Raw genomic sequence first — 22918 nt, forward strand, 5'->3', positions numbered from 1 at the left:
GCTACCTTATTATAACACAAGCTAGACTTTCAGTCAGATAGAAAAAAACTGCCCGTAGGCAGTTTTTAGGCAAAAGGATTATAGAAGCGTCCGCCATTAACCTTAAATAATAGAACTGTGAGAACTAAAATAATAAGGGCAAGGGCAAGAACTAGGTAATCACTGTTTTTAAAGGGCTTGTAAGAATACCAAGTTCTTTTTTTCTGACTACCAAACCTTCTAAGTTCCATGGCTGTTGATACCTTTTCAATCCTATCTAAGCTTGAGAAGATTAGAGGTAGGATCAGCTGAACGTTAACCTTAATTTTTTGGGTCAACTTAGCCTTAGATGAAAGATCAATTCCACGCGCCTGTTGGCTAATTTTAATATTGTTGAAGTCATTTTGCACATCAGGAATGTATCTTAGGGCAAGACTTACCGCATAAGAAATCCTATAGCTCACACCAATTTTATTAAGGGAGCTTGCAAACTGGCTAGGGTCTGTTGTCATCAAAAAGATAAGAGCCAGAGGAACTGTACAGAAGTACTTAAGTGCCAGGTTTAGCAGGTAGAAAAGCTCCTCGTAGCTTACAAAGGCAAACATAATTGTTTTTGAACCATAAAGTCTTGGCCCGTAGTTTGGATCAAAGAGAAAGACAATGACCAAATTTAGGAGGGAGAAGATAATAATAAAGTTCATAACAAATGAAATTTGCTTCCATTTGATATCAGACATTTTAAAGAGGACAAGGGAACCAAGACCTACAGCCAGTAAAAGTCTTGTATCATAAGAAATCATGCAGGCAACCGTTACAATTACGAAAAATAGTAATTTAGCTGTGGCATTTAACTTATGAATAAAGGTTTTCCCAGGTTTGTACCCGATGATTTGTTGGTTGTTATTCATGGCTGGCCCTCCTAGATTTCTCAAGGCTTATAAAGTTTTGGATGAAGGACTCAGCATCATCAATACCTGCCATTTGAGCTAGCTTAAAGAGGCTAGTTTTCTTTAAGTGAACCTTCTTAATTAATTCCTCATTGGTTAAAAGTTCTGCAGGCTTTTTATCTGCCAGAAGCCCTTGGTCACCAATAACTAAGGTTCTATCGCTATATTCCATCATCTGGTGCATGTCGTGGGTGATAGAGATGATAGTAGTACCCTCCCTATTTAAACGGTCCAAGAAGTCCATAAATTCAGAATAGTGTTCAAAGTCCTGTCCAGCTGTTGGCTCATCTAGGATGATTAGGCTTGGTTTTAGGACTAAGATTGAAGCTATGGTTACACGTTTTTTCTGACCGTAGCTAAGAGCTGAAATCGGCCAATTTCTAAATTGGTAGAGGCCACAAATTTTAAGGGTTTCCTCAACTTGCTTTCTGATCTCATCTTCTGGAACTTTTCTTAATTTAAGACCCAGGGCAACTTCATCAAAAATCATTGACTGACTGATCATATGATTTGGATTTTGCATAACAAAGCCGATCTTTTCAGCTCTTTCAGCAATATTTTCCTGGGTGATGTCTTCTTTCTTCCAAAAGACCTTACCTTCAGAGTTAATAAAGTTACAGATGGCCTTAACTAGGGTTGATTTTCCGGCCCCGTTACGACCAACAATTGAGATTCGCTCACCTTGATTGATGGTTACATTAACATCTTTTAGGATTAAATCATCGCTGTAACCAACAGATAGGTTTTCCAGTCTAAGAAGTTCCTCAGGATGGGCCACTTCTTTTTTATGGTTAAGCTTACTAGCCCAGTCCCTAAGTTTTCCACTTTCTTTTTCGGTAAGCTCAAGGCGGCTAATGTTTTCAAGATTTTTAACTTCCTTAATGTCAATGCCTGCATATTTCAAGGCACTTACATAAAGGGGCTCACGAAGGCCATTTTCTTCCAGTAAATCAGAATTAAGAAGCTCTTCTGGACTCTCGTCGAAGAGTATTTGACCATTGTTGACAAGTACTATTCGGTCCACATCAGCTAAGAGAACATCTTCTAGGCGGTGCTCAATGATGATGCTTGTGGCATCAGTCTTTTTATGGATGCGGTCAATCAATTCAATGGTATCCTCACCTGCCTTGGGATCAAGGTTGGCCAGGGGCTCATCAAAAAGAAGGATTGGTGATTCATCAATTAGGACACCAGCTAGAGTTACCCTTTGTTTTTGTCCCCCAGAAAGTTCCTGAGGTTTTTTATTTAAAAATTTTCCAAGATCAACAGCGCTAGCCCAGTAGCTAACAGCTTTTTTCATTTCTTCTTGGTTGACCTGATCATTTTCAAGGGCAAAGGCAATATCCTCACCAACAGTAAGTCCAATAAACTGATCATCAGTATCCTGTAGGACTGTACTAATTGATTTTGAAAGATCAAAGATAGAAGAGCCAAAAGGCAAGTTGTTAATTAACAAATTGCCTTTTGCTTCCCCTTTATGTAGGTTTGGGATAATCCCATTTAATGTTTGCCCTAAGGTCGATTTTCCTGAACCACTAGGTCCGATAATAAGAACTTTTTCACCTTTTTTAATATCCAAGTTGATATCCTTTAAAGTAGGTTCATTTTGGCTACTATAGCGGAAGGAAAAATTTTCTATATCTATAATTTTTTCTTGCATAAGATTTCCTAATCTTTTGTTAAGCTACCTTCTTTAGTACGGCTTTTGGCGTAAAGAACAAGAAGAAGTGTTCCACCAATTCCGATTGTAAGGCTATTTGAAATTACAGCAATAACACCTTGGGTAAAGACCTTATTACTTGGTTCACTGTAAATAAGTACATCTCCTAATGGTGCTAGAAGACCCCAGATAACAATGTTTCCAATAACTTGGATGACATTAAAACGAATAATTTGAGCTTTGCCAAAATTTCCGTTTTCAAGATCACTTGCCTTAGCAGCGTATCCTAGAACAATTCCTAGAAGTCCACTAGCAAGAGACCAAGTCCACCAAGGGGCACCGTAGGCGATAGAATCTTTTAAGGTATGACCGATAAATCCAATGAGAAAACCAGGGATGGGTCCAAATAAACCACTGAATAAAGTTAAAACAGCATATTGGAGTTGGATATCAGTATTTGGGAAAAGGGGAATACGGATATATAGGGCAACAATAACGAATAAAGCTGCACCGATACCAGTTGCTACAACACTTTTAATTGAAAGTTTTTTCATTGAATTTACCTCCTAATATTCAAAGATTACTTTTGGAGCTTTACGGATTTCGATAATCCAGTTATTACCAGTACCGATGTGGTAAAGGTCACTGAATGAATCTTGGTTTACGGCAATACCGATATTTACAAGTGAGTTTACATAAGCTAGAGGTTCACCAACATTTACATCAGCAAAGCTTCTAGCAAAGACCATTGTATTTTGGTAAACTTTTCTGTTTTCGTGGTAGATTGTAATTTGAACTTGGTCATCTTGATCGATGTTTTCTTCTTTAGCAAAAGCAAGAGGAATGTTTGTCCATAATGAACCAAAACGAACGTCAAGAACGTCAATTGATCCGCGAAGGATGTGGTTTTCTCTTGTTGCATCAACAATGTCAAGTTTTTCAACGCTATCAAGGCTGATTACTTCACCTAATTCTTCAAAAGTAACTTCTTGACCAGCAAGGCGAGCACCGTTATAAGCATAGATGTCACGTCCGTGGAAAGTGTGGCTTTCTTCAGAGTGTGGTAAACGGCTTTTAACCTCGTCAATAGCACGGATTTCAGCGATTCCATCATAGTGGGCAATGTGTGAGATTGATCCATTATCAGGTGTAATGATGTAGTGACCACTTAAAGTTTTAACGGCAATACTGCGGCGGTCGCTTCCAACACCAGGGTCAACAACACTTACAAAAACAGATCCTTCTTTCCAGTATTTAACTGTTTGGTAAAGACGGTAGCTAGCCACCCAGATATCATATGGTGGGATTTCGTGGGTTAAATCAGCGACTGTAATATCATCACTTACTGAATGGGCAACCCCACGCATTGCAGAAACTGCTCCATCACCAAGACCAAAGTCGGTCTGTAAAACTAAATATTTACTCATTTTTTCTCCTTAAAATTCGTTATATGAATAATTCTAGCAAAAATTTTTACTCATGAATATAAAAATTTTTTAATCTAGCCATAATTTTTTTGAATCATGTGTTAGAATAAGGTGATATTAAATATTATGGAGTAATAATCTACAATGAGTAAAAGACCAATCATAATCGGTGTAACTGGTGGAAGTGCCAGTGGTAAAACAAGTGTCTCAAGAGCAATCCTTGACAATTTTAAAAATGAAAAAATTGCCATGATTGAGCACGATTCTTATTATAAAGATCAAGGTCATCTAGAGTTTTCAGAGCGTTTAAATACCAACTATGACCATCCCCTAGCCTTTGATACAGACTTTTTAATTGAACAACTAAAAGAACTATCAGAAGGTCTTGCTGTTGATATCCCTATCTATGACTACGAAAAACATACAAGAAGTGATAGAACCTACCGTCAAGAACCACAAGATGTAATCATTGTTGAAGGAATTTTAGTTCTTGATGATGTTCGCCTGCGTGACATGATGGATATTAAAATCTTCGTTGATACAGATGATGATGTAAGAATTATCAGGAGGATCAAACGTGATATTGATGAGCGCGGTCGTACTCTTGATAGCGTAATTGATCAGTATCTTTCAGCTGTTAAACCAATGTACCACCAGTTCATTGAACCTACTAAGAGATATGCCGATGTTATTATTCCGGAAGGAGTAAGCAATACAGTAGGTGTTGATATCATCAATACAAAGATTGCAAGTATTTTAGAAAATTCAACTGACAAATAAGAGGACAAGCCTATGAAATTTCACGGAAGTTGGGAGCCTTTCTTTAATCAGGAGAGAGCTAAGGACTACTATAAAAAACTTGAGGAAAATGTAAAAAATGCCTATGAAAAAGAGTTAGTCTATCCGGCTTTAGCTGATATTTTTAGGGCTTACGACCTAACACCTTTAGATGATGTTAAGGTAGTGATTTTGGGCCAAGATCCCTATCATAATGGGCAGGCAACAGGGCTTGCCTTTTCTGTTCACCAAGGAGAGAAGCTTCCTCCTAGCTTAAGAAATATCTTTAAGGAACTCTATGATGACCTGGGTATTGTAAGGGAAAACGGAGACCTAACTGATTGGGCCCGTCAAGGGGTCTTCCTCCTTAATACCTCCTTAACTGTTTTAGCCCATAAACCTGCCAGTCACGCAAATATTGGCTGGACTCCTTTTGTTGAAAATACTATCAAGTATTTAAATAGTAGAAATAAAAATATTATTTGGGTTTTATGGGGGAAACATGCTGAGAAATATGAGACTTTTATGGACGGAGTAATTATAAAATCAGCCCATCCTAGTCCCTTCTCAGCCAGACGAGGATTTTTTGGTAGTCATCCATTTTCACAAATTAATAATATCCTTAAAGCCAATAAATGTGAGGAAATTCACTTTTAGTAATCGTTTACATTTGTGAAGTAATTTTATATAATTAATCTGACATTATTATATGGAAGAGCGGAGGAAATGAAATGGATTTATTTGAATCACTTAAGAAAAAAGTTTACGGTAAAAATATCAAAATCGTCTTCCCAGAAGCTACAGATCCGAGGGTTTTGGGAGCAGTCAACAGGTTAAGAGCAGAAGGGCATATTGTTCCAGTCCTTGTTGGGAATAAGGAAGAAATTGCTGCAAACTTTATGGACAGCGGGATTATCAATGAGGGTTATGAGGCCTATGACCCTAAAAATTGTGGTCGCTTTGAGGAATTTGTCCAAGCTCTAATGGAGCGCCGTAAGGGTAAGATTACAGAGGCAGAAGCTAGGGAGCTTTTACTTGATGAGAACTACTTTGGAATCATGTTAGTTTACATGGGAGTGGCTGATGGTTTTGTTAGTGGAGCCATTCATTCAACTGCAGACACAGTGCGACCTGCCTTGCAGATTATCAAGACAAAACCTGGTATTTCAAGGACAAGTGGAGCCTTTCTACTTTTAAGGGGACGTGACCAGGAGAGGTACGTATTTAGTGATTGTGCCATCAATATAAATCCTGATGCTCAAACACTGGCTGATATTGCAGTGGCGTCTGCTGAAACTGCAAAACTTTTTGATATTGATCCAGTTGTTGGGATGCTATCATTTTCAACCAAGGGAAGTGCTAAGTCTCCTGAGGTTGATAAGGTTGTTGAAGCGACAAGGCTTGCTCAAGAGGCTCGCCCTGATCTTGCCATTGACGGAGAACTTCAGTTTGACGCAGCTTACGATGCAAGCGTTGGAAGCTTGAAGGCTCCAGAAAGCAAGGTTGCCGGTAAGGCTACGGTCTTTGTCTTTCCAGACCTTGAATCAGGAAATATTGGCTACAAGGTAGCCCAACGTCTGGGTAATTATGAAGCTGTTGGCCCTATTTTACAAGGTCTAAACAAGCCGGTATCAGATCTTTCACGTGGATGTTCAACGGATGAGGTTTATAAATTAGCTTTAATCACAGCAGCTCAGACCTTAATGTAAGTAAAAAACAGGGGGAACCCTGTTTTTTTGTGTCAAAAAGATTAAAAGTCGGTCATTTTTTTATCTTTTTACAGATTTAACACCCAAAAAGATTAAAAAGTGATAAAATATAGGAGATTGTTAATTCTTTATTAACAATGATAATAATCCAATAGACTATAAAAAAAGAAAAAACCAACCTCTGAAGGAGGAAATTCAATGAAAAAAACAATGGATGGGAATATGGCAGCAGCTCATATTGCCTATGCCTTTTCTGAAATATCAGCAATATATCCAATAACACCAAGTTCTCCAATGGCAGAATATACCGACGAATGGTCAGCTAAGGGCCTTGAAAACCTTTGGGGTCAGCCTGTAAAAATAACTGAGATGCAAAGTGAAGCGGGAGCTGCAGGAGCAGTCCACGGAGCCCTTAAAGCAGGAGCTCTTGCTACAACTTATACAGCCAGCCAGGGACTTCTTCTGATGATTCCAAGCATGTTTAAGATTGCAGGGGAGCTTTTACCTAGTGTAATCCACGTGGCAGCCCGTGCCGTAACAACCAATGCCCTAAATATCTTCGGGGATCATACCGACGTTATGGCAGCCAGAACTACAGGTTATGTTATGCTTGCTGAGTCAAGTGTTCAAGAGGTTATGGATCTATCAGCAGTAGCCCACCTCGCAACTCTTGAAGCAAGTGTTCCCTTTTTAAACTTCTTTGATGGTTTTAGGACCAGTCATGAGCTTCAAAAAATTGATGTTATTGACTACAAGGATTTAAAGGGTCTAATCAACCAGGAAAAACTGGATGAATTTAGAAACCGTGCCATGAATCCTGATCATCCGTCTGTTTCAGGAAGTAACCAAAACCCTGATATCCACTTCCAACAAAGGGAAACAATCAACGGTTACTATGAAAAAACACCGGCTATTGTTCAAAAGTACATGAGAAAAATCAATGAGCTCAGGGGTACAGATTACGATCTTGTGAACTATTATGGTCATCCTGAAGCTACTGAGATCATTGTTTCAATCGGAAGTGTTGGTCAAACCATTGAAGAAACAGTTGATCATCTTAACAGTCAAGAACGTAAGGTTGGTTTCTTAAATATCCACCTTTATCGACCTTTCCCAGTTGAAAACTTCCTTGAAAAACTACCAAAAACTGCTACAAGTATTGCCGTTCTTGACCGTACCAAAGAACCCGGTAGTGGCGGGGAACCTTTATTTTTAGATGTTCAAAATGCCTTATTCAATTACGATATTAAGGTGATTGGTGGCCGTTATGGTATCGGAAGTAAGGATACAACTCCTCAGCAGATTGTTGCCGTTTATAATGAACTACAAAAATCCGACAGTAAAAAACAATTTACCATTGGGATAAAAGATGATGTAAGTAATCTATCTTTAGACTTAGGTGAGGTTATTGACCTTACTCCTGAATCAACCTACCAGGCTAAATTCTGGGGCTTTGGTAGTGACGGAACAGTTGGGGCTAATAAATCAGCAATTAAAATTATTGGGAATAACACAAACAAGTATGTTCAGGGAGCCTTCTCCTATGATTCTAAAAAATCAGGTGGACTTACTGTAAGTCACCTGCGTTTTGGTGATACACCGATAAAATCAACTTATTTAATCCAAAAGGCTGATTTTATTGCTGTTCATGCACCAAACTACCTCCACCAATACGACGTCTTAAAGGGGCTTAAAAAAGGAGGAACCTTCCTTCTAAATACCCTGTGGGATGATAACCAACTTGACAAACACCTGCCAAGTAAATTTAAAAAATATATCGCAGAAAATGACATTAAATTTTATACCCTAAACGCTGTTGATATCGCCCGTGAGGTAGGTCTTGGTCGAAGGATTAATACAGCCATGCAGGTTGCCTTCTTTAAGCTAACTAACATTATGCCCTTTGAAGAAGTTTTAGACATTCTGAAAAAGGATGCCCATAAGTCTTATGCTAGAAAATCAATGAAAATTGTTGAAAGTAATTTCAAGGCCATGGACTTAGCAGCTGAAAGGGTGCATAAGGTCGAGGTTCCAGAAAGCTGGAAGGAAGCATCAGCACCTAAAAAAGAGCAAGCTGACAAGGGTGAAAACAGGTATGTTTTCCAAATTGTAAATCAGGTTAATGCCCAGGAGGGTGATGACCTATCAGTTGGTGATTTAGTAGCTAATGATATGACTGACGGACGAATTCCTCTAGGAGCTGCAGCCTTTGAAAAACGCGGGGTAGCCCTTGAAGTTCCAATCTGGAACAATGAGGCCTGCATTTCATGTAACCAATGTAGCTTTGTCTGTCCTCATGCAGCCATTAGACCGTTTTTGGCTGACGAAAGTGAGATGGATCAAGCTCCTGAAGGATTTATTACCAAGGACTTTAAAGGAAAAGACGGCCTAAAATACCGTATTCAAGTATCTGTTGAAGACTGTACAGGTTGTGGACTTTGTGTGGAAGCTTGTCCTGCTAAGGATAAGGGCGCACTTGTCATGAAGCCTTATGAAAAAGTTCGTGATGAAGCAGTTAACTGGGCCTTTGCCATGACCTTGCGCCACAAGGAAAATCCGGTCAAAGGAAGTTCAGTTTTAGCCAGCCAGTTTAACAAGCCCCTTCTTGAATTCTCAGGTGCTTGTTCAGGCTGCGGAGAAACTCCTTATGTTAAGCTTCTAACTCAGATGTATGGTGACCGAATGATGATTGCTAATGCAACAGGATGTTCATCTATCTGGGGAGGGGCTGCTCCTGCAACTCCTTATACAACAAATGATCAGGGACAAGGACCAGCTTGGTCAAACTCTCTTTTAGAAGACAATGCTGAATATGGTTACGGTATGTGGCTTGCTAGTGTGGCAAGACGTGATAAGCTTGCTAGTCAAATGGAAGAGCTCCTAACAGATGCGCCAGAAGATTTGGCCCTTCTTATGAAAGATTGGATTGAGCATAGGTTTGAATCTGATGGCACTCGTCAGCGGGCAGAAAAATTAAAGGCAGCCCTAGCTGATGTAGCTCAAGATCCTAAATTTGCAAGTATTCTTGAAGCAAAAGATCAATTTGTTAAACCAAGCCAGTGGATAATTGGTGGTGACGGTTGGGCTTACGACATTGGTTACGGGGGAATTGACCATGTTATTGCAAGTGGAGCCGATGTAAACCTTCTTGTTATGGATAATGAGGTCTATGCCAACACAGGTGGTCAGGTTTCAAAAGCGACTCCAGCCTCAGCTATTGAAAAATTCTCAGCAGCAGGTAAAGAAGCAGCCAAGAAGGACCTTGGATTTATGGCCATGACTTACGGAAATGTTTATGTAGCGCAAATTGCAAGTGGGGCCAACCAAATGCAGACCATAAAAGCCTTTGAAGAGGCTGAGCGTCACAACGGACCATCAATTATTATTGCCTATACTCCGTGTATTTCACACGGTCTAAAAGGAGGGCTAGGCCAAAGTCTTAAGGAAGCCAAAGAAGCTGTAGAGTCAGGTTACTGGCAACTTTACCGCTATAATCCAGATTTGGAAGAGCGTGGTAAAAACCCTCTAACCCTAGACTTTAAGAAACCTAATTTTGATTCAATGGTTGACTTTATGCTTAAGCAGGTCAGATTTACAAGTCTTAAGGCAGTAAATCCAGACAAGGCAGATGAACTTTTTGATAAAACAAAAGAAGATGCCCGTCGTAAGTTCTTGCGTTACGCTAGGATGTCAGGTGATGCTGAAAAATTCCTTGCCAGAGAAGAAAAAGCTAAGGCTAAAGATGTCCCAGCAGATGCTAAAGAAGAAGCACCAAAAGCTAGGGTCAGGGAAAAGCGTGTACGCGTAGTTGATCCAGAAGCAGAAGCTAAAAAGGCTCAAAGGCGTGCTGAAAGAGCTGCTAAGAGAAAGCAAGCTCAAGAAGAACAACTTCTTAAGTCCTCTAAATAAGAAAAGAAGGGGGACTGTATGAATGAAATAAATCAAATATTTAACCCAGAATTTTGGACTGAAATAATCCAGCTTAATATGACCCCGTGGAGACTGGCCATGTCGATTATTGATATTACCCTTGTCACCTACTTTATCTATCGAATTATGCGTTATGTTCAAGGAAGCAAGGTTATAACTCTTGTAAGAGGTGTGCTTCTTTTCGTCCTAATAAGAATTGTAAGTGAAATAATGGGGCTTACAACAGTAACCTGGCTACTAAACCAGGTTATTACTTACGGGGTAATTGCTGGGATCATTATCTTTCAACCGGAAATCAGAAGGGCCCTTGAGCAACTAGGTCGTTCGACAAATATTCTCAGGCCTTATGTACCTGAGGAACCTACTAAAAATCACATCCAGGCCTATGAAAAAGCCTTGGACTACATGGCTAAAAGGAAAATTGGAGCCCTCATATCCATTGCTAAAAATCAAAATCTTGATGAATTCTCAACTACGGGAATTCCTCTTGATTCTGATATTTCTGCCGAACTTTTAATCAATATTTTTATACCTAACACTCCTCTCCATGACGGAGCTGTTATTATTGAGGGCGATAAGATTACTGCTGCCTGTGCCTACTTACCTTTGACTGAAAAGAGTACCATTCCTAAATCCTTTGGGACCCGTCATAGAGCAGCCATTGGTATGAGTGAAGCGACCGATGCCCTAACCCTAGTTGTTTCTGAGGAAACAGGAGGGATAAGTGTAACCTATAATGGCGAATTTTATGCCGATATTTCAAAGGAAGAGCTTGATGAAATTCTTCAAAAGGAGCTTTACCAAAAAGAAAAGGTTCCAGAAAATTTCCTTGAAAAATTAAAGCTTAAATGGAGGAAAAAATGAAGCGACTGAAGAAAATGTCATACAATAAAAATTTCTATGTCCTTGTGAGCCTTCTTTTTGCCCTGATTTTATTTTTTAATGCAAGTTCTATTCAGTTAAAAAATAGTGGAAAAAATTTGACCAATATGAGGACCTATAGTGTAACCCTACAAGATGTTCCCATCCAGGTTAAATATGATTCTGACAAGTACTTTATAAGTGGTTTTGATAATTTAGCAACAGTATATTTGACCAGCTACAACCAGGTAAGGCTTGATGCTGAAAAATCGAAGGATACCAGAACCTTTACCTTGGTTGCTGATCTTACAAATGTTACTGAAGGAACAATGGATGTTCCCATAAAAATTCAAGAGCTTGCTAGTGGTGTAAATGGTCAAGTTGATCCAAATTCAGTCACAATAACCATCGAGAAAAAGGCATCAAAGACTTTTCCTGTGACTGCTAAGGTTGATGAAAAATTAATACCCGATGGCTATAAGCTTGTAAGTACAGAACTTGATAAAAGCCAGGTAACTGTAACCAGTGGCGCAGACACCCTTGCTAAAATTGATAAGGTTGTAGCTGCTGTACCAAGTGATACAATTTTAAGTGAAAGCTACAAGGATAAGGTTACCTTGCAGGCTGTAGATAAGGATGGAAAAATCTTAGCTGCGACCATTAAGCCTGATACAGCAACGCTTAGTGTAAATATTAAAAAGCCAAGCAAGCAGGTTCCTATAACTGGTAAGATAACAGGAACCATTGAAAAACCATTTACAGGGTTCACTTTTGAAATTGATGAAAAAAATGCTACAATATCTGGTGATTATGAATATCTGAATAGTATAAATCAAATTCCTGTTTCGATTGATGTTTCAGGTATTACTAAGGAAAAAACAATTGAAATCCCATTAACCATGGATAATGTTTCAATTACACCGACAAAAGTCAATGTTAAGGTGACACCTATAAAAGAGTAAATTATTAATTAAGGAGATATAGTTAAATGGGCAAGTATTTTGGGACTGACGGAGTCCGCGGAGAAGCAAATGTTGAACTAACGCCAGAATTAGCATTTAAATTAGGGCGTTTTGGGGGTTATGTCCTTAGTCAACATGAGGAAGAGACACCTAAGGTTTATGTAGCGCGTGATACTAGAATCTCTGGACAAATGCTTGAAAGCGCCCTTGTTGCTGGTCTTTTAAGTGTAGGTATTGAGGTTTATACCTTAGGAGTAATTGCAACTCCTGGTGTTGCCTATCTAGTTAAAAAGGAGGGAGCATCAGCTGGTGTTATGATTTCAGCCAGCCATAACCCAGCCCTAGACAACGGGATCAAGTTCTTTGGTGCAGACGGTTTTAAACTTGAAGATGATCAAGAACTTGAAATCGAAGCCCTACTGGATGCAGATGAGGATAAATTACCTCGTCCTTCAGCCAAGGGACTAGGGAAACTTCACGATTACAGCGAAGCAGTCCGTAAATATGACGAATTTTTAGTGAAAACGGGAGACGGTAGCTATACTGGCATGAAGGTTGCCCTTGATGCTGCAAATGGTGCCACATCAACAAGTGTTCGTAATGTCTTTTCAGACCTCGATACAGACTTTGTGGTTATTGGAGAAAGTCCAAACGGCTTAAATATCAATGACGGTGTTGGTTCAACTCATCCGGAAAACTTAGCTGAGAAAGTTCTTGAAACAGGATCAGATTTAGGACTTGCCTTTGATGGAGACGGAGATCGTTTGATTGCCGTTGATGAGCTCGGTCAGATTGTTGACGGGGACAAGATTATGTATATTGTTGGTAAATACCTATTTGAGGCAGGAAAACTTGCTCAAGATACGATTGTTACTACAGTTATGAGTAATCTTGGTTTCCACAAGGCCTTAGAGGACAATAAAATCACAAGTGTTGTTACCTCGGTTGGAGACCGTTATGTTGTTGAGGAGATGAAGAAAAATGCTTACAACTTTGGTGGTGAACAAAGCGGTCATATGATCTTCCTCGACTACAATACAACTGGAGACGGCATGCTTTCAGCCATTCAACTTATGAAAGTTATGCGTGATACTGGTAAATCTCTTAGCCAATTAGCTGGTGAGCTTACAATTTATCCACAAAAACTAGTTAATATTCGTGTTGAAAATTCTATGAAAAATAAGGCCATGGAAGTTCCAGCCATTGCTCAAATTATTGCTCAGATGGAAGAAAAAATGGCAGGTAATGGTCGTATTTTAGTTCGTCCAAGTGGAACTGAACCCCTTCTTCGTGTTATGGCTGAGGCCCCAACTGATGAAGAAGTTGATTACTATGTCGATACCATTGCAGATGTAGTTAAAAAAGAGATTGGAATTTAAGCTGGTCAAGCAGTAAAAGTTGATAGAAAGTCTGTTAGTCAAGTTAAAAATTTTGACTGACAGATTTTTTTATGTTTTCATAAGACTTTTGCAGGCTTTAGTCATGATTTCTTAATGATTCTCTGGGCTGAGAACTTATAGAAATTATGGTATAATAGGGTAATTATAAGATTTAGAGGAAAATGTACATGTCAATGTTTTTAGATACAGCAAGAGTAGATGTAAAAGGTGGAAATGGTGGTAACGGGATGGTTGCCTTCCGCCGCGAAAAATACGTACCAGATGGGGGACCTGCTGGTGGTGATGGAGGTCATGGGGGAAATGTAATCTTCAAAGTAAATGAAGGTTTAAGAACCCTTATGGACTTTAGGTACAACCGTAACTTCCGTGCCAAAGCCGGAGAAAATGGGATGAACAAGGGAATGCACGGACGCGGTTCTGCAGACCTCATCGTTTCAGTGCCTCAAGGTACAACAGTTAAGGATCCAGAAACTGGAAAAATCCTAGCCGATCTTCTTGAAAATGGCCAAGAGTTTGTAGCAGCAAAAGGTGGCCGTGGAGGACGTGGGAATATTCGTTTTGCAACCCCAAGAAACCCAGCGCCAGAAGTTGCTGAAAATGGTGAACCTGGTGAAGATCGTAGCCTTTTATTAGAGCTTCGCGTCTTAGCTGACGTAGGTCTCGTTGGTTTCCCGTCAGTTGGTAAATCAACTTTATTATCAGTTATTTCAAATGCCCGTCCAAAAATTGGTGCCTACCACTTTACAACCCTAGTACCAAATATCGGTATGGTTCGTGTTGGTGACGGAGAAAGCTTCGTTGTGGCCGACATGCCAGGACTTATTGAAGGTGCTAGCCAAGGTATCGGACTTGGAACTCAGTTCCTCCGTCACATTGAAAGAACCCGTGTTCTTCTTCATGTTATCGATATGTCTGGAATGGAAGGACGCGATCCTTACGAGGACTACAAGGCCATCAATGAAGAGCTTGAAACTTACAACCTTCGTCTGCTTGAACGTCCACAAATTATTGTGGCTAACAAGATGGATATGCCTGATTCAGAAGAAAACCTTAAGGAATTCAAGGAAAAACTTTATGCTGAGTTCGACGAGTTTGAAGACAAGCCAATGATCTTCCCGGTTTCAGGAATTACCCGTCAAGGTCTTCAACCAATGCTTGAAGCAACTGCAGAACTTCTTGAAACAACTCCAGAGTTCCCAGTTTATGACGAAGCGGACTTTGCGGTTGAAGAAGAAGCCTACTACGGATTCAATGAAGATGAGCCAGAATTTGAAATCACTCGTGATGACGATGCCTCTTGGATTCTTTCAGGTGACAAGCTTGAAAAACTATTCCGCATGACTAATCTCGATCACGACGAATCAGTTATGAAGTTTGCCCGCCAGCTTCGTGGTATGGGAATTGATGAAGCCCTTCGTGCGCGCGGAGCCCGCGACGGCGACATCGTAAGAATCGGCAAGTTTGAATTCGAATTCGTTGACTAATAGCTGAATAAACAAGTAAATTAATAATACGAGGTGAAATGTGGCCTTTAAAATTATTTCCAACCGAGATAAGGACGGGAACTTTGTCGTAAGTAGTGACGCCTGGACCAAGGAAAAAATTGAGGAACTTTTTGATCGCTATAATCCTAACCGCAAGTTAAGATTGGAAAGAGAAGAAAGTTTAAAAAAGCAAACAGATACAAAATAACAGACATGATGGAGGTGAAAAATGGAAGAAATCTCATATGAAATTAATCTCAACCACCCAGACGAGGGCATGGTTCTCTCTGGGGCCCATGACAAGCATTTAAAATATCTTGAGGATGCATCTGGCGTGAAGATTCACTATAGGAGTGAAAAAATCCAGATTTTAGGTGGAGTTGAAGACGTTGAAAATGTAGCCCATGCCATAGAAGCCCTTCTCATTTTAGTAAGAAGGGGTATGCAAGTTCACACTCCGGATGTTATTACGGCCTATACTATGGCTAAAAATGATGAAATAAATAATTTCATTTCCCTTTATGAGGAAGAAATTATTAGAGATGCCCAAGGTAAGGCCATCCGTGTTAAAAACATGGGTCAAAAAATTTATCTTGAGGCTGTTAAAAATCATGATATCACCTTTGGAATTGGTCCAGCTGGGACTGGTAAAACTTTTCTAGCAGTTGTTTTAGCCGTCCAGGCCCTTAAACGTGGTCATGTTAAAAGAATTGTTTTAACTAGACCTGCAGTTGAAGCCGGAGAAAATTTAGGTTTTCTTCCAGGTGATTTGCAGGAAAAAGTTGACCCATACCTGCGTCCTGTTTACGATGCCCTTTACCAAATTTTAGGTAAGGAGACGACAACTAGGATGATGGACCGCGGAACCATTGAGATTGCTCCCTTGGCCTATATGAGGGGAAGAACCTTGGATGACGCCTTTGTAATCCTTGATGAAGCGCAAAACACAACTATCATGCAGATGAAAATGTTCCTAACCCGTTTAGGATTTAATTCAAAAATGATTGTTAACGGGGATGTAAGTCAGATTGACCTCCCAAGAAATGCTAAATCAGGTTTGATTGATGCAGAGCATAAGTTAAGAAAGATTAAGGCAATTGATTTTGTCTACTTTACAGCCAAGGATGTTGTAAGACACCCTGTGGTAGCAAGAATTATCGAAGCCTATGAGGAAGAACCTAAAGGGGAATCTTAAACCTCAAAGAATAACCTATCCTTTGGTTTGTTAAAGGAATTTAGATGAGATAGCGAGAAATGAAAATGTACGTTGAAATGCTTGATGAAACTGGACAAGTTTCAAAAGAGATGCAAGAAGATGTTGTAAAATTACTGGGAAGTGCAGCCCAAAAACTTGATCTTTCCGAAGAAAAGGAAATGATGATAACCTTTGTTGATAATGAAAAGATTAGAGAAATTAATCATTATTACAGGGATAAGGATGCGCCAACTGATGTTGTAAGCTTAGAATATAAGCCTGAAGAAATTTCATTTGGAGAAGACTTTGATCTAGATGGATTTGAGGATTTTGACAGTTCTGAGCTTATGAATGAATTTGATTCATACATTGGAGAATTATATATTTCTGTTGACAAGGCCCATGAGCAGGCAGAAGAGTATGGGCATAGTTTTGAAAGGGAGATGGGATTCTTAGCCGTCCACGGATTTTTACACATCAACGGCTATGATCACTATACCCCTGAGGATGAAAAGGAAATGTTTGGTCTCCAAGAGGAGATTCTAACAGCCCATGGCCTCAAGAGATAAGAGGCGCTGGAAGAATGTAACCTTCATCAATTCCTTAGAATTTGCTTGGTCGGGTATTATAACGGCCTTTAAAGAGGAGAGAAATTTAAGGAGTCACCTGTTATCAGCTATAGCTGTGACCCTTTTAGGAATCCTTTTTAGAATTTCAAAGGTTGAATGGTTGTTTATTTTCCTGAGTGTCTTTCTAGTAATTGCAGCTGAGTTGATAAATTCTGCCATTGAAAATGTTGTGGACTTGGCAAGTGATTACCACTTTAATATGCTGGCTAAAAAATCGAAAGATATGGCAGCAGGAGCAGTTTTGGTTTTATCAATATTTGCTATGGTTGTGGGTCTATTTGTTTTTCTACCTAGACTTTTTGACCTAGTAGCAAAGTTATTCTAAGATATTTTGAAAATGGAGGAAATTTTTATGTCAGACTATAACAAATTTACCGATCAAGATTTACGTAACAGATTAACTAAAGAAGAATATGAAGTAACTCAAAATTCAGCTACAGAAAGAGCTTTTACAGGCAAGTATGACGACTTTTTCGACAAGGGTTTGTATGTCGATGTTGTAAGTGGTGAACCCCTATTTACCTCAGAAGACAAATACAACTCAGGTTGTGGTTGGCCAGCCTTTACAAAACCAATTGAAAAATCAAGTGTCAAGGAAAAAAGGGACAGATCTTATGGTATGGAACGAGTTGAGGTTAGAAGTAGTGATGCTGATTCTCATCTAGGACATGTCTTTACAGATGGTCCAAGGGAACTAGGAGGCCTAAGGTATTGTATCAACTCTGCTGCTCTGAAATTTATTCCCTATGACAAGCTTGATCAAGAAGGTTACGGCGACTACAAGAAACTTTTTAAAAATTAACAAAAGAAGATCAATATATAAGAAGGAGATTTATGACATTTAAATCAGGATTTGTTGCAATTGTCGGCCGTCCAAACGTTGGTAAATCAACATTTATGAACCATGTGATGGGCCAAAAGATTGCAATTATGAGTGACAAGGCTCAAACCACAAGAAATAAAATCCAAGGTATTTACACAACAGACAAGGAGCAGATTGTTTTCATTGATACCCCAGGTATCCATAAACCCAAAACTGCCCTTGGAGACTACATGGTCGAAGCAGCTTACAGTGCCCTACGCGAAGTTGACGTGATTATTTTCATGGTTGCAGCTGATGAGGAGCGTGGTAAGGGTGACGACATGATTATCGAGCGCCTAAAACAAAGCAAGACACCTGTTGTTCTTGTTATCAACAAGATTGATAAAATTCATCCAGACCAACTCTTCAAGGTAATTGAAGATTATTCAAGTCAAATGGATTTTGCTGACGTTATTCCAATTTCAGCCCTTCAAGGAAACAATACAAGTCGCCTACTAGATTTACTTGCTGACAAGCTTGATGAAGGACCTCAATACTTCCCAGAAGACATGATTACTGACCACCCTGAACGCTTTTTAGTTAGTGAGATGATTCGTGAAAAAGTTCTTCAACTAACCCGTGAGGAAGTGCCTCATTCAGTGGCTGTTGTGACTGACTCAATGCGCCACGAGGAAGAGGGAGCAAAACTTCATATCATGGCAACAGTTGTCGTTGAAAGAAAGAGCCAAAAGGGTATTATCATTGGAAAAAATGGCTCAATGCTTAAAAAAGTTGGAACTTTAGCTCGTAAGGATATTGAGGCTATGCTTGGTGAAAAAGTCTACCTTGAACTTTGGGTTAAGGTTAAAAAGGACTGGCGTGATAAACGTTTTGATCTCCAAGACTTTGGATATAGAAATGACGATTATTAAATTCTAGGTTTCCTAGAATTTTTTCTATTAGTAATTAGTTAATTGGATAATTAGGATAATTAGATAGTAATTAAGGGGAAAATAAAGATGCCAGAATTACCAGAAGTTGAAAATGTACGCAGGGGTCTAGAAAGACTAGTTAAGGGTAAAAAAATCACATCTGTAGAGGTTGCCTATCCTAGAATGGTTTTGACAGGAGCTGAGGAGTTTGAACAAGCCCTTCTTGGTCAGGTTGTTGAATCAGTAGGGCGTAGGGGGAAATACCTTATCCTAAAATTAAGTAATGATGTTGTTATTAGCCATCTGAGAATGGAAGGTAAGTACAATTTGTATCAAGGCGAGGTTCCTTCGAACAAGCACTATCATGTCTTCATTGGTTTTGATGATGGATCAACCTTGGTCTACCAAGATGTCAGGAAGTTTGGAACCATGGAACTTATGAAAGAGCAGGCCCTTGATGGCTACTTTATATCAAAAAAGATAGGTCCCGAACCTACCCAGACAGACTTTGATTTGGCTGATTTTTACCAAAGCCTCCATAAGTCAAAAAAAATCATCAAACCATATTTACTAGACCAAACCCTCGTGGCAGGTCTTGGAAATATCTATGTAGATGAGGTTCTTTGGCTGGCTAAAATCTTCCCAGGGGATCCTGCAAATCTTATTCCCTATGAAAAAATTGCAGTCCTTCGGGATGCAATTATTGATGTCTTAGAAGATTCTATTGCAAGCGGTGGAAGTAGCATTAGAACTTATAAGAACGCTTTGGGTGATAAGGGAAGTTATCAGGATAAATTAAGAGTTTACGGAAAAGTCGGTGTCCCTTGCCCCCGCTGTGGCACTCCCATTGAAAAATTCAAACTCTCAGGCCGAGGGACTCATTTTTGTCCTTACTGCCAGCCTAGCCTGAAGGAAGGTGATTTGAATGACTAATGTTATTGGTCTGACCGGAGGTATAGCTTCTGGCAAATCGACAGTAACTAATTTTTTAAGGGATAAAGGATACCAAGTCATTGATGCCGATCAGGTGGTTCATGACCTGCAAAAAAAGGGCCAACCTCTTTACCAGATAATAGAAAAAGAGTTAGGTCCATCATTTATTCAAGAAGATGGCGAGCTTGATCGTAAAAAAATTGCCAGCTATGTATTTGCAGATAAGAAACTACTGGAAAAAATATCCCTTATCCAAAATAAGGTTATTAGGGAATCCCTAGCCCAAAAAAGAAGGGAACTCTTACAGGCAGATTTTAGAAAGAATAAAGGTCAGGGTATCATTTTTATGGATATTCCCTTACTTTTTGAAGGAAAATATGATTATTTTGACCAAGTTTGGTTGGTCTATGTCCCTCAAGAGATTCAGCTTGCAAGACTTATGAAGAGAAATAACTTAAGTGCAGCTGAAGCCCAAAAAAGAATCGATAGTCAAATGCCACTTGAGGAAAAAAGAGAGCTTGCAGATAGAATTATTGATAATTCTACTACAAGAGAGGCCACTAAGGAGCAGGTTGAAAATCTGCTGGAGGCCCTTCTGGCTGATAAAAAATAAGTTATTTAGGTAAATTATTTAGATCATAGTCGAAATTTATAGGTGTAGGATACATTTTAGTAATTATTGGAAAAAGAGATTTTAAATGCGTGTAAAAATAAATTTAAGGTGTGGTGAATGTGGTAGTAAAAACTATATTACCAGCAAAAATAAGCGTAACCACCCAGAAAAAGTTAAGGTATTAAAATATTGCCCTAAGGAAAGAAAGGTTACCATGCATGAGGAGGCCTAGTTAAATTCCTAAGGACCAAAAAAGAAGGATGGAAAAGCTTCTTTTTTTTGGTCTTAAAAAGTGGTACAATTGAAAGCAGTTATTTTATAATAAGATATAAACCGAGGTTCTAATGAAAACCGTATTAAAGAAAAGTAATTTTTTAAATTATTCGATTCTAATCCCCTACTTTGTTCTATCAATTATTGGATTAGTCGTTGTATATTCAACCACAGCACCCCTGCAGGTTGACGCAGGAGGGAACCCAGCAGCACAGGTTATCTCCCAAACCATCTTCTGGATACTTAGTTTGATTGTAATCTATGTCCTCTACCATATGAAACTTAGTTTCTTGCGAAATACTAGGTTTATCAGGGGAATCATGTGGATTGAAATCATGCTTTTAGCCGCCGCCAGATTCTTGGCCCCTGAGGTTAATGGGGCCCACGGCTGGATTTTCATTGGAAAATTCTCAGTCCAGCCAGTTGAGTATCTGAAAATATTAATCGTCTGGCAGCTGGCTGCAACCTTTGCCAAAAATCAAGACGAAATCTACAAGGAAGACATTAAAGGTGTTTGGAAGGGGGGCTGGCTCAGTCAGTTTCTACTAAGTGCCATCCTAATTGGAATGATGCCCGACATGGGTAACCTAATCCTAATCTTAGGGATTGTAGCTGTTATGATTTTTTCAAGCGGTATTAGTAAGGGTTGGTTCAACCTAGCATTTTTACTAGGAGTTTGTAGCCTCTTCTTTGGTTACCTTCTCCTTAAACTTACAGGTGGAAATCTCTTTGGGGGTCCTCTAGCCCGTTTTTCATATATCAATAAACGTCTAGTTGCCTTTTTAAACCCCTTTGAGGACTTAAGTGATGCCGGTCACCAAATGGCCAACAGTTACTATGCCATAAGCAATGGTGGTTGGTTTGGCCGGGGACTAGGAAATAGCGTCCAGAAAAAAGGTTACCTACCTGAAGCCTCAACTGACTTTGTTTATTCAATCGTTATTGAAGAGTTTGGAGTAATTCTAGCCATTGTAATCTTAGCCCTATTGTTCTTTTTAATCTTAAGAATTATGCAGGTTGGTATTAAATCAAAGGATCCTTTCAACTCGATGATGTGTATTGGAGTAGCAGCGCTCTTTTTGATGCAAGTATTTGTTAATGTTGGTGGTTTATCAGGTTTAATTCCAGAAACAGGAGTAACCTTCCCCTTCCTATCGCAAGGGGGGAACAGTCTTTTAATCCTATCCGTCGGTGTAGGTTTTGTCTTAAATATTAGTGCCGATGAGAAAAGGAGGGAGCTTGTCACTCTTGCTGAACAATATGAGATGCAGGAAGAGCTCTTGACTGAAATAGAATTTGAAGAAAGAGAATCTTAGTAGAGATTTTCTTTTTTATTGCAAGTGAGATTTCTTGAATTTTTAACCAATAATCGCTAAAATAAGTTTTTCGAACATAAGAGGAATAAAATGAAAATTAAACATATAACCCCTATGGGGTACTGCTACGGAGTGATTGATGCTATGGTTATTGCTAAAAATGTAGCCATGGATGAAAGTTTGCCTCGTCCGATTTACATCTTAGGAATGATTGTCCATAATGCCCATGTTACAAGTGCCTTTGAAAGTATCGGGATTAAAACAATTGATGGTCATAATCGTTTAGAAATAGTAGATAAAATTGATTCAGGGACCGTTATTTTTACAGCCCACGGGGTTAGTGATCAGGTTAGAAAAAAAGCTGACGAAAAAGGCCTGGTAACAATTGATGCTAGTTGTCCAGATGTTTTAATAACCCATGAAATTGTCCGAAAGAAAATTGAGGACGGCAAGACCGTGATTTATATTGGTAAAGAAGGTCATCCTGAACCAGAAGGTGTTTTAGGTATTTCTGATACAAAAATACATTTGATATCCAAGGAAGCACAAATCAATGACTTAAGGATTGAAGGCGATATTTTTGTGACTAATCAGACGACTATGAGCATGTGGGATGTTGAAGATATCATGAATGCCATTTTAAAAAAATATCCCCAGGCTGAAATTCATAGGGATATCTGCCAGGCCACCAATGAACGCCAGCAGGCTGTTGCTGAGCAAGCTGTGGGCTGTGATCTAACAATAGTTGTTGGCGATCCAAGAAGTAATAATAGTAATCGCCTGGCCCAGGTTTCTGAGGAGCAGGCAGGAGTCAAGGCCTACAGGGTGGCTGATGTTGGTGAGATTAAATTAGAATGGCTTGAAAATGTGACAACTGTAGCTGTAACGGCCGGAGCATCAACCCCTACGGCAGTTGTCCGAGAGGTCATAAACTTCCTTGATAACTATGATGGCCACAAGCAGCAAAGTAAGGTTGAATCAGAGGATATTCTCCCTCGTGGTGGTGTCAGAGACCTTACTAAAAAAAGACAAAGAAGGCTTGAAAAACTAAGGGAACAAAATCAATAATTAATAGTAAGTTAATCTTTC

Annotated in this window: 23 protein-coding genes; 19 read left to right on the forward strand and 4 right to left on the reverse strand. The window is 39.3% G+C overall.

Annotated features, from left to right (window positions below; genetic code table 11):
* Positions 1–65: 65 nt before the first annotated feature.
* The 4 genes from OZX60_02110 to OZX60_02125 are packed head-to-tail and all read right to left on the reverse strand — an operon-like array spanning position 66 to position 4013.
* Positions 66–887, reverse strand: a complete 822-nt coding sequence (locus OZX60_02110; GenBank protein WEV45561.1) for an energy-coupling factor transporter transmembrane component T — start codon at positions 885–887, stop codon at positions 66–68.
* Positions 880–2586, reverse strand: coding sequence for an ABC transporter ATP-binding protein (locus OZX60_02115; protein ID WEV45562.1), 1707 nt, complete (start codon positions 2584–2586; stop codon positions 880–882). The genes OZX60_02110 and OZX60_02115 overlap by 8 nt, the downstream gene beginning before the upstream one ends.
* Positions 2587–2594: 8 nt before the next feature.
* Positions 2595–3140, reverse strand: a complete 546-nt coding sequence (locus OZX60_02120) for an ECF-type riboflavin transporter substrate-binding protein (GenBank protein ID WEV45563.1) — start codon at positions 3138–3140, stop codon at positions 2595–2597.
* Positions 3141–3152: 12 nt separating this feature from the next.
* Complete coding sequence (locus tag OZX60_02125) at positions 3153–4013, reverse strand: S-adenosyl-l-methionine hydroxide adenosyltransferase family protein (protein WEV45564.1); 861 nt, start codon at positions 4011–4013, stop codon at positions 3153–3155.
* Between the two features lie 144 nt (positions 4014–4157).
* Here OZX60_02125 and udk point away from each other — a divergent pair, with 144 nt between their 5' ends.
* The 19 genes from udk (at position 4158) to OZX60_02220 (ending at position 22897) form a co-directional block, all read left to right on the forward strand.
* Positions 4158–4793, forward strand: a complete 636-nt coding sequence (gene udk, locus OZX60_02130; protein ID WEV45565.1) for a uridine kinase — start codon at positions 4158–4160, stop codon at positions 4791–4793.
* 12 nt (positions 4794–4805) lie between these two features.
* On the forward strand, positions 4806–5447 hold the full coding sequence (locus OZX60_02135) for a uracil-DNA glycosylase (GenBank protein ID WEV45566.1): 642 nt from the start codon (positions 4806–4808) through the stop codon (positions 5445–5447).
* A 74-nt stretch (positions 5448–5521) separates the two neighbouring features.
* On the forward strand, positions 5522–6499 hold the full coding sequence (gene pta, locus OZX60_02140; GenBank protein WEV45567.1) for a phosphate acetyltransferase: 978 nt from the start codon (positions 5522–5524) through the stop codon (positions 6497–6499).
* Positions 6500–6697: 198 nt separating this feature from the next.
* Positions 6698–10408, forward strand: a complete 3711-nt coding sequence (gene nifJ / locus OZX60_02145) for a pyruvate:ferredoxin (flavodoxin) oxidoreductase (protein WEV45568.1) — start codon at positions 6698–6700, stop codon at positions 10406–10408.
* 18 nt (positions 10409–10426) lie between these two features.
* The gene (gene cdaA / locus OZX60_02150; protein WEV45569.1) at positions 10427–11293 is read left to right on the forward strand and encodes a diadenylate cyclase CdaA; all 867 of its coding nucleotides are present in this window, start codon (positions 10427–10429) and stop codon (positions 11291–11293) included.
* Positions 11290–12252, forward strand: a complete 963-nt coding sequence (locus tag OZX60_02155; GenBank protein ID WEV45570.1) for a CdaR family protein — start codon at positions 11290–11292, stop codon at positions 12250–12252. Before cdaA ends, OZX60_02155 begins: the two co-directional genes overlap by 4 nt.
* A 26-nt stretch (positions 12253–12278) precedes the next feature.
* Positions 12279–13631 carry a phosphoglucosamine mutase gene (glmM, locus tag OZX60_02160; protein WEV45571.1) on the forward strand — a complete coding sequence of 451 codons (1353 nt, stop codon included), beginning with the start codon at positions 12279–12281 and terminating at the stop codon, positions 13629–13631.
* 188 nt (positions 13632–13819) lie between these two features.
* Complete coding sequence (gene obgE, locus OZX60_02165; protein WEV45572.1) at positions 13820–15136, forward strand: GTPase ObgE; 1317 nt, start codon at positions 13820–13822, stop codon at positions 15134–15136.
* Between the two features lie 40 nt (positions 15137–15176).
* Positions 15177–15344 (forward strand): hypothetical protein, encoded by a 168-nt coding sequence (locus OZX60_02170; GenBank protein WEV45573.1) that lies wholly within the window; start codon positions 15177–15179, stop codon positions 15342–15344.
* 21 nt (positions 15345–15365) lie between these two features.
* A complete protein-coding gene (locus OZX60_02175) occupies positions 15366–16331 on the forward strand; it encodes a PhoH family protein (protein ID WEV45574.1) in 966 nt (321 codons plus the stop codon).
* Positions 16332–16396: 65 nt separating this feature from the next.
* Positions 16397–16900 (forward strand): rRNA maturation RNase YbeY, encoded by a 504-nt coding sequence (gene ybeY, locus OZX60_02180; GenBank protein WEV45866.1) that lies wholly within the window; start codon positions 16397–16399, stop codon positions 16898–16900.
* Positions 16884–17285, forward strand: coding sequence for a diacylglycerol kinase family protein (locus tag OZX60_02185; GenBank protein ID WEV45575.1), 402 nt, complete (start codon positions 16884–16886; stop codon positions 17283–17285). The genes ybeY and OZX60_02185 overlap by 17 nt, the downstream gene beginning before the upstream one ends.
* Positions 17286–17312: 27 nt before the next feature.
* Entirely contained in the window at positions 17313–17762 is a 450-nt protein-coding gene (gene msrB / locus OZX60_02190; GenBank protein WEV45576.1) for a peptide-methionine (R)-S-oxide reductase MsrB, read from the forward strand.
* Between the two features lie 32 nt (positions 17763–17794).
* Positions 17795–18694: a GTPase Era gene (gene era, locus OZX60_02195; GenBank protein ID WEV45577.1), complete on the forward strand. Its 900-nt coding sequence runs from the start codon at positions 17795–17797 to the stop codon at positions 18692–18694.
* Between the two features lie 87 nt (positions 18695–18781).
* Positions 18782–19627, forward strand: coding sequence for a DNA-formamidopyrimidine glycosylase (gene mutM / locus OZX60_02200; GenBank protein ID WEV45578.1), 846 nt, complete (start codon positions 18782–18784; stop codon positions 19625–19627).
* Positions 19620–20240 (forward strand): dephospho-CoA kinase, encoded by a 621-nt coding sequence (coaE, locus tag OZX60_02205; protein WEV45579.1) that lies wholly within the window; start codon positions 19620–19622, stop codon positions 20238–20240. Before mutM ends, coaE begins: the two co-directional genes overlap by 8 nt.
* A gap of 85 nt (positions 20241–20325) precedes the next feature.
* Positions 20326–20472, forward strand: a complete 147-nt coding sequence (gene rpmG / locus OZX60_02210; protein ID WEV45580.1) for a 50S ribosomal protein L33 — start codon at positions 20326–20328, stop codon at positions 20470–20472.
* 112 nt (positions 20473–20584) lie between these two features.
* Positions 20585–21829, forward strand: a complete 1245-nt coding sequence (locus OZX60_02215) for an FtsW/RodA/SpoVE family cell cycle protein (GenBank protein WEV45581.1) — start codon at positions 20585–20587, stop codon at positions 21827–21829.
* A 90-nt stretch (positions 21830–21919) separates the two neighbouring features.
* Positions 21920–22897, forward strand: coding sequence for a 4-hydroxy-3-methylbut-2-enyl diphosphate reductase (locus OZX60_02220; protein WEV45582.1), 978 nt, complete (start codon positions 21920–21922; stop codon positions 22895–22897).
* Positions 22898–22918 lie beyond the last annotated feature (21 nt).

The sequence above is a fragment of the Streptococcaceae bacterium ESL0687 genome (assembly GCA_029392475.1).
Lineage (GTDB): Bacteria > Bacillota > Bacilli > Lactobacillales > Streptococcaceae > Floricoccus.

Bases quoted from the DNA above. Each gene is read 5' to 3' on its own strand.
- OZX60_02135 (WEV45566.1), top strand. From the start codon at position 4,806: ATGAAATTTCACGGAAGTTGGGAGCCTTTCTTTAATCAGGAGAGAGCT.
- era (WEV45577.1), top strand. From the start codon at position 17,795: ATGACATTTAAATCAGGATTTGTTGCAATTGTCGGCCGTCCAAACGTT.
- pta (WEV45567.1), top strand. From the start codon at position 5,522: ATGGATTTATTTGAATCACTTAAGAAAAAAGTTTACGGTAAAAATATC.
- cdaA (WEV45569.1), top strand. From the start codon at position 10,427: ATGAATGAAATAAATCAAATATTTAACCCAGAATTTTGGACTGAAATA.
- mutM (WEV45578.1), top strand. From the start codon at position 18,782: ATGCCAGAATTACCAGAAGTTGAAAATGTACGCAGGGGTCTAGAAAGA.
- OZX60_02220 (WEV45582.1), top strand. From the start codon at position 21,920: ATGAAAATTAAACATATAACCCCTATGGGGTACTGCTACGGAGTGATT.
- OZX60_02125 (WEV45564.1), bottom strand. From the start codon at position 4,013: ATGAGTAAATATTTAGTTTTACAGACCGACTTTGGTCTTGGTGATGGA.
- OZX60_02175 (WEV45574.1), top strand. From the start codon at position 15,366: ATGGAAGAAATCTCATATGAAATTAATCTCAACCACCCAGACGAGGGC.
- rpmG (WEV45580.1), top strand. From the start codon at position 20,326: ATGCGTGTAAAAATAAATTTAAGGTGTGGTGAATGTGGTAGTAAAAAC.
- OZX60_02215 (WEV45581.1), top strand. From the start codon at position 20,585: ATGAAAACCGTATTAAAGAAAAGTAATTTTTTAAATTATTCGATTCTA.
- OZX60_02110 (WEV45561.1), bottom strand. From the start codon at position 887: ATGAATAACAACCAACAAATCATCGGGTACAAACCTGGGAAAACCTTT.
- OZX60_02115 (WEV45562.1), bottom strand. From the start codon at position 2,586: ATGCAAGAAAAAATTATAGATATAGAAAATTTTTCCTTCCGCTATAGT.
- OZX60_02155 (WEV45570.1), top strand. From the start codon at position 11,290: ATGAAGCGACTGAAGAAAATGTCATACAATAAAAATTTCTATGTCCTT.
- OZX60_02120 (WEV45563.1), bottom strand. From the start codon at position 3,140: ATGAAAAAACTTTCAATTAAAAGTGTTGTAGCAACTGGTATCGGTGCA.
- udk (WEV45565.1), top strand. From the start codon at position 4,158: ATGAGTAAAAGACCAATCATAATCGGTGTAACTGGTGGAAGTGCCAGT.
- msrB (WEV45576.1), top strand. From the start codon at position 17,313: ATGTCAGACTATAACAAATTTACCGATCAAGATTTACGTAACAGATTA.
- nifJ (WEV45568.1), top strand. From the start codon at position 6,698: ATGAAAAAAACAATGGATGGGAATATGGCAGCAGCTCATATTGCCTAT.
- OZX60_02185 (WEV45575.1), top strand. From the start codon at position 16,884: ATGGCCTCAAGAGATAAGAGGCGCTGGAAGAATGTAACCTTCATCAAT.
- coaE (WEV45579.1), top strand. From the start codon at position 19,620: ATGACTAATGTTATTGGTCTGACCGGAGGTATAGCTTCTGGCAAATCG.
- glmM (WEV45571.1), top strand. From the start codon at position 12,279: ATGGGCAAGTATTTTGGGACTGACGGAGTCCGCGGAGAAGCAAATGTT.
- obgE (WEV45572.1), top strand. From the start codon at position 13,820: ATGTCAATGTTTTTAGATACAGCAAGAGTAGATGTAAAAGGTGGAAAT.
- ybeY (WEV45866.1), top strand. From the start codon at position 16,397: ATGTACGTTGAAATGCTTGATGAAACTGGACAAGTTTCAAAAGAGATG.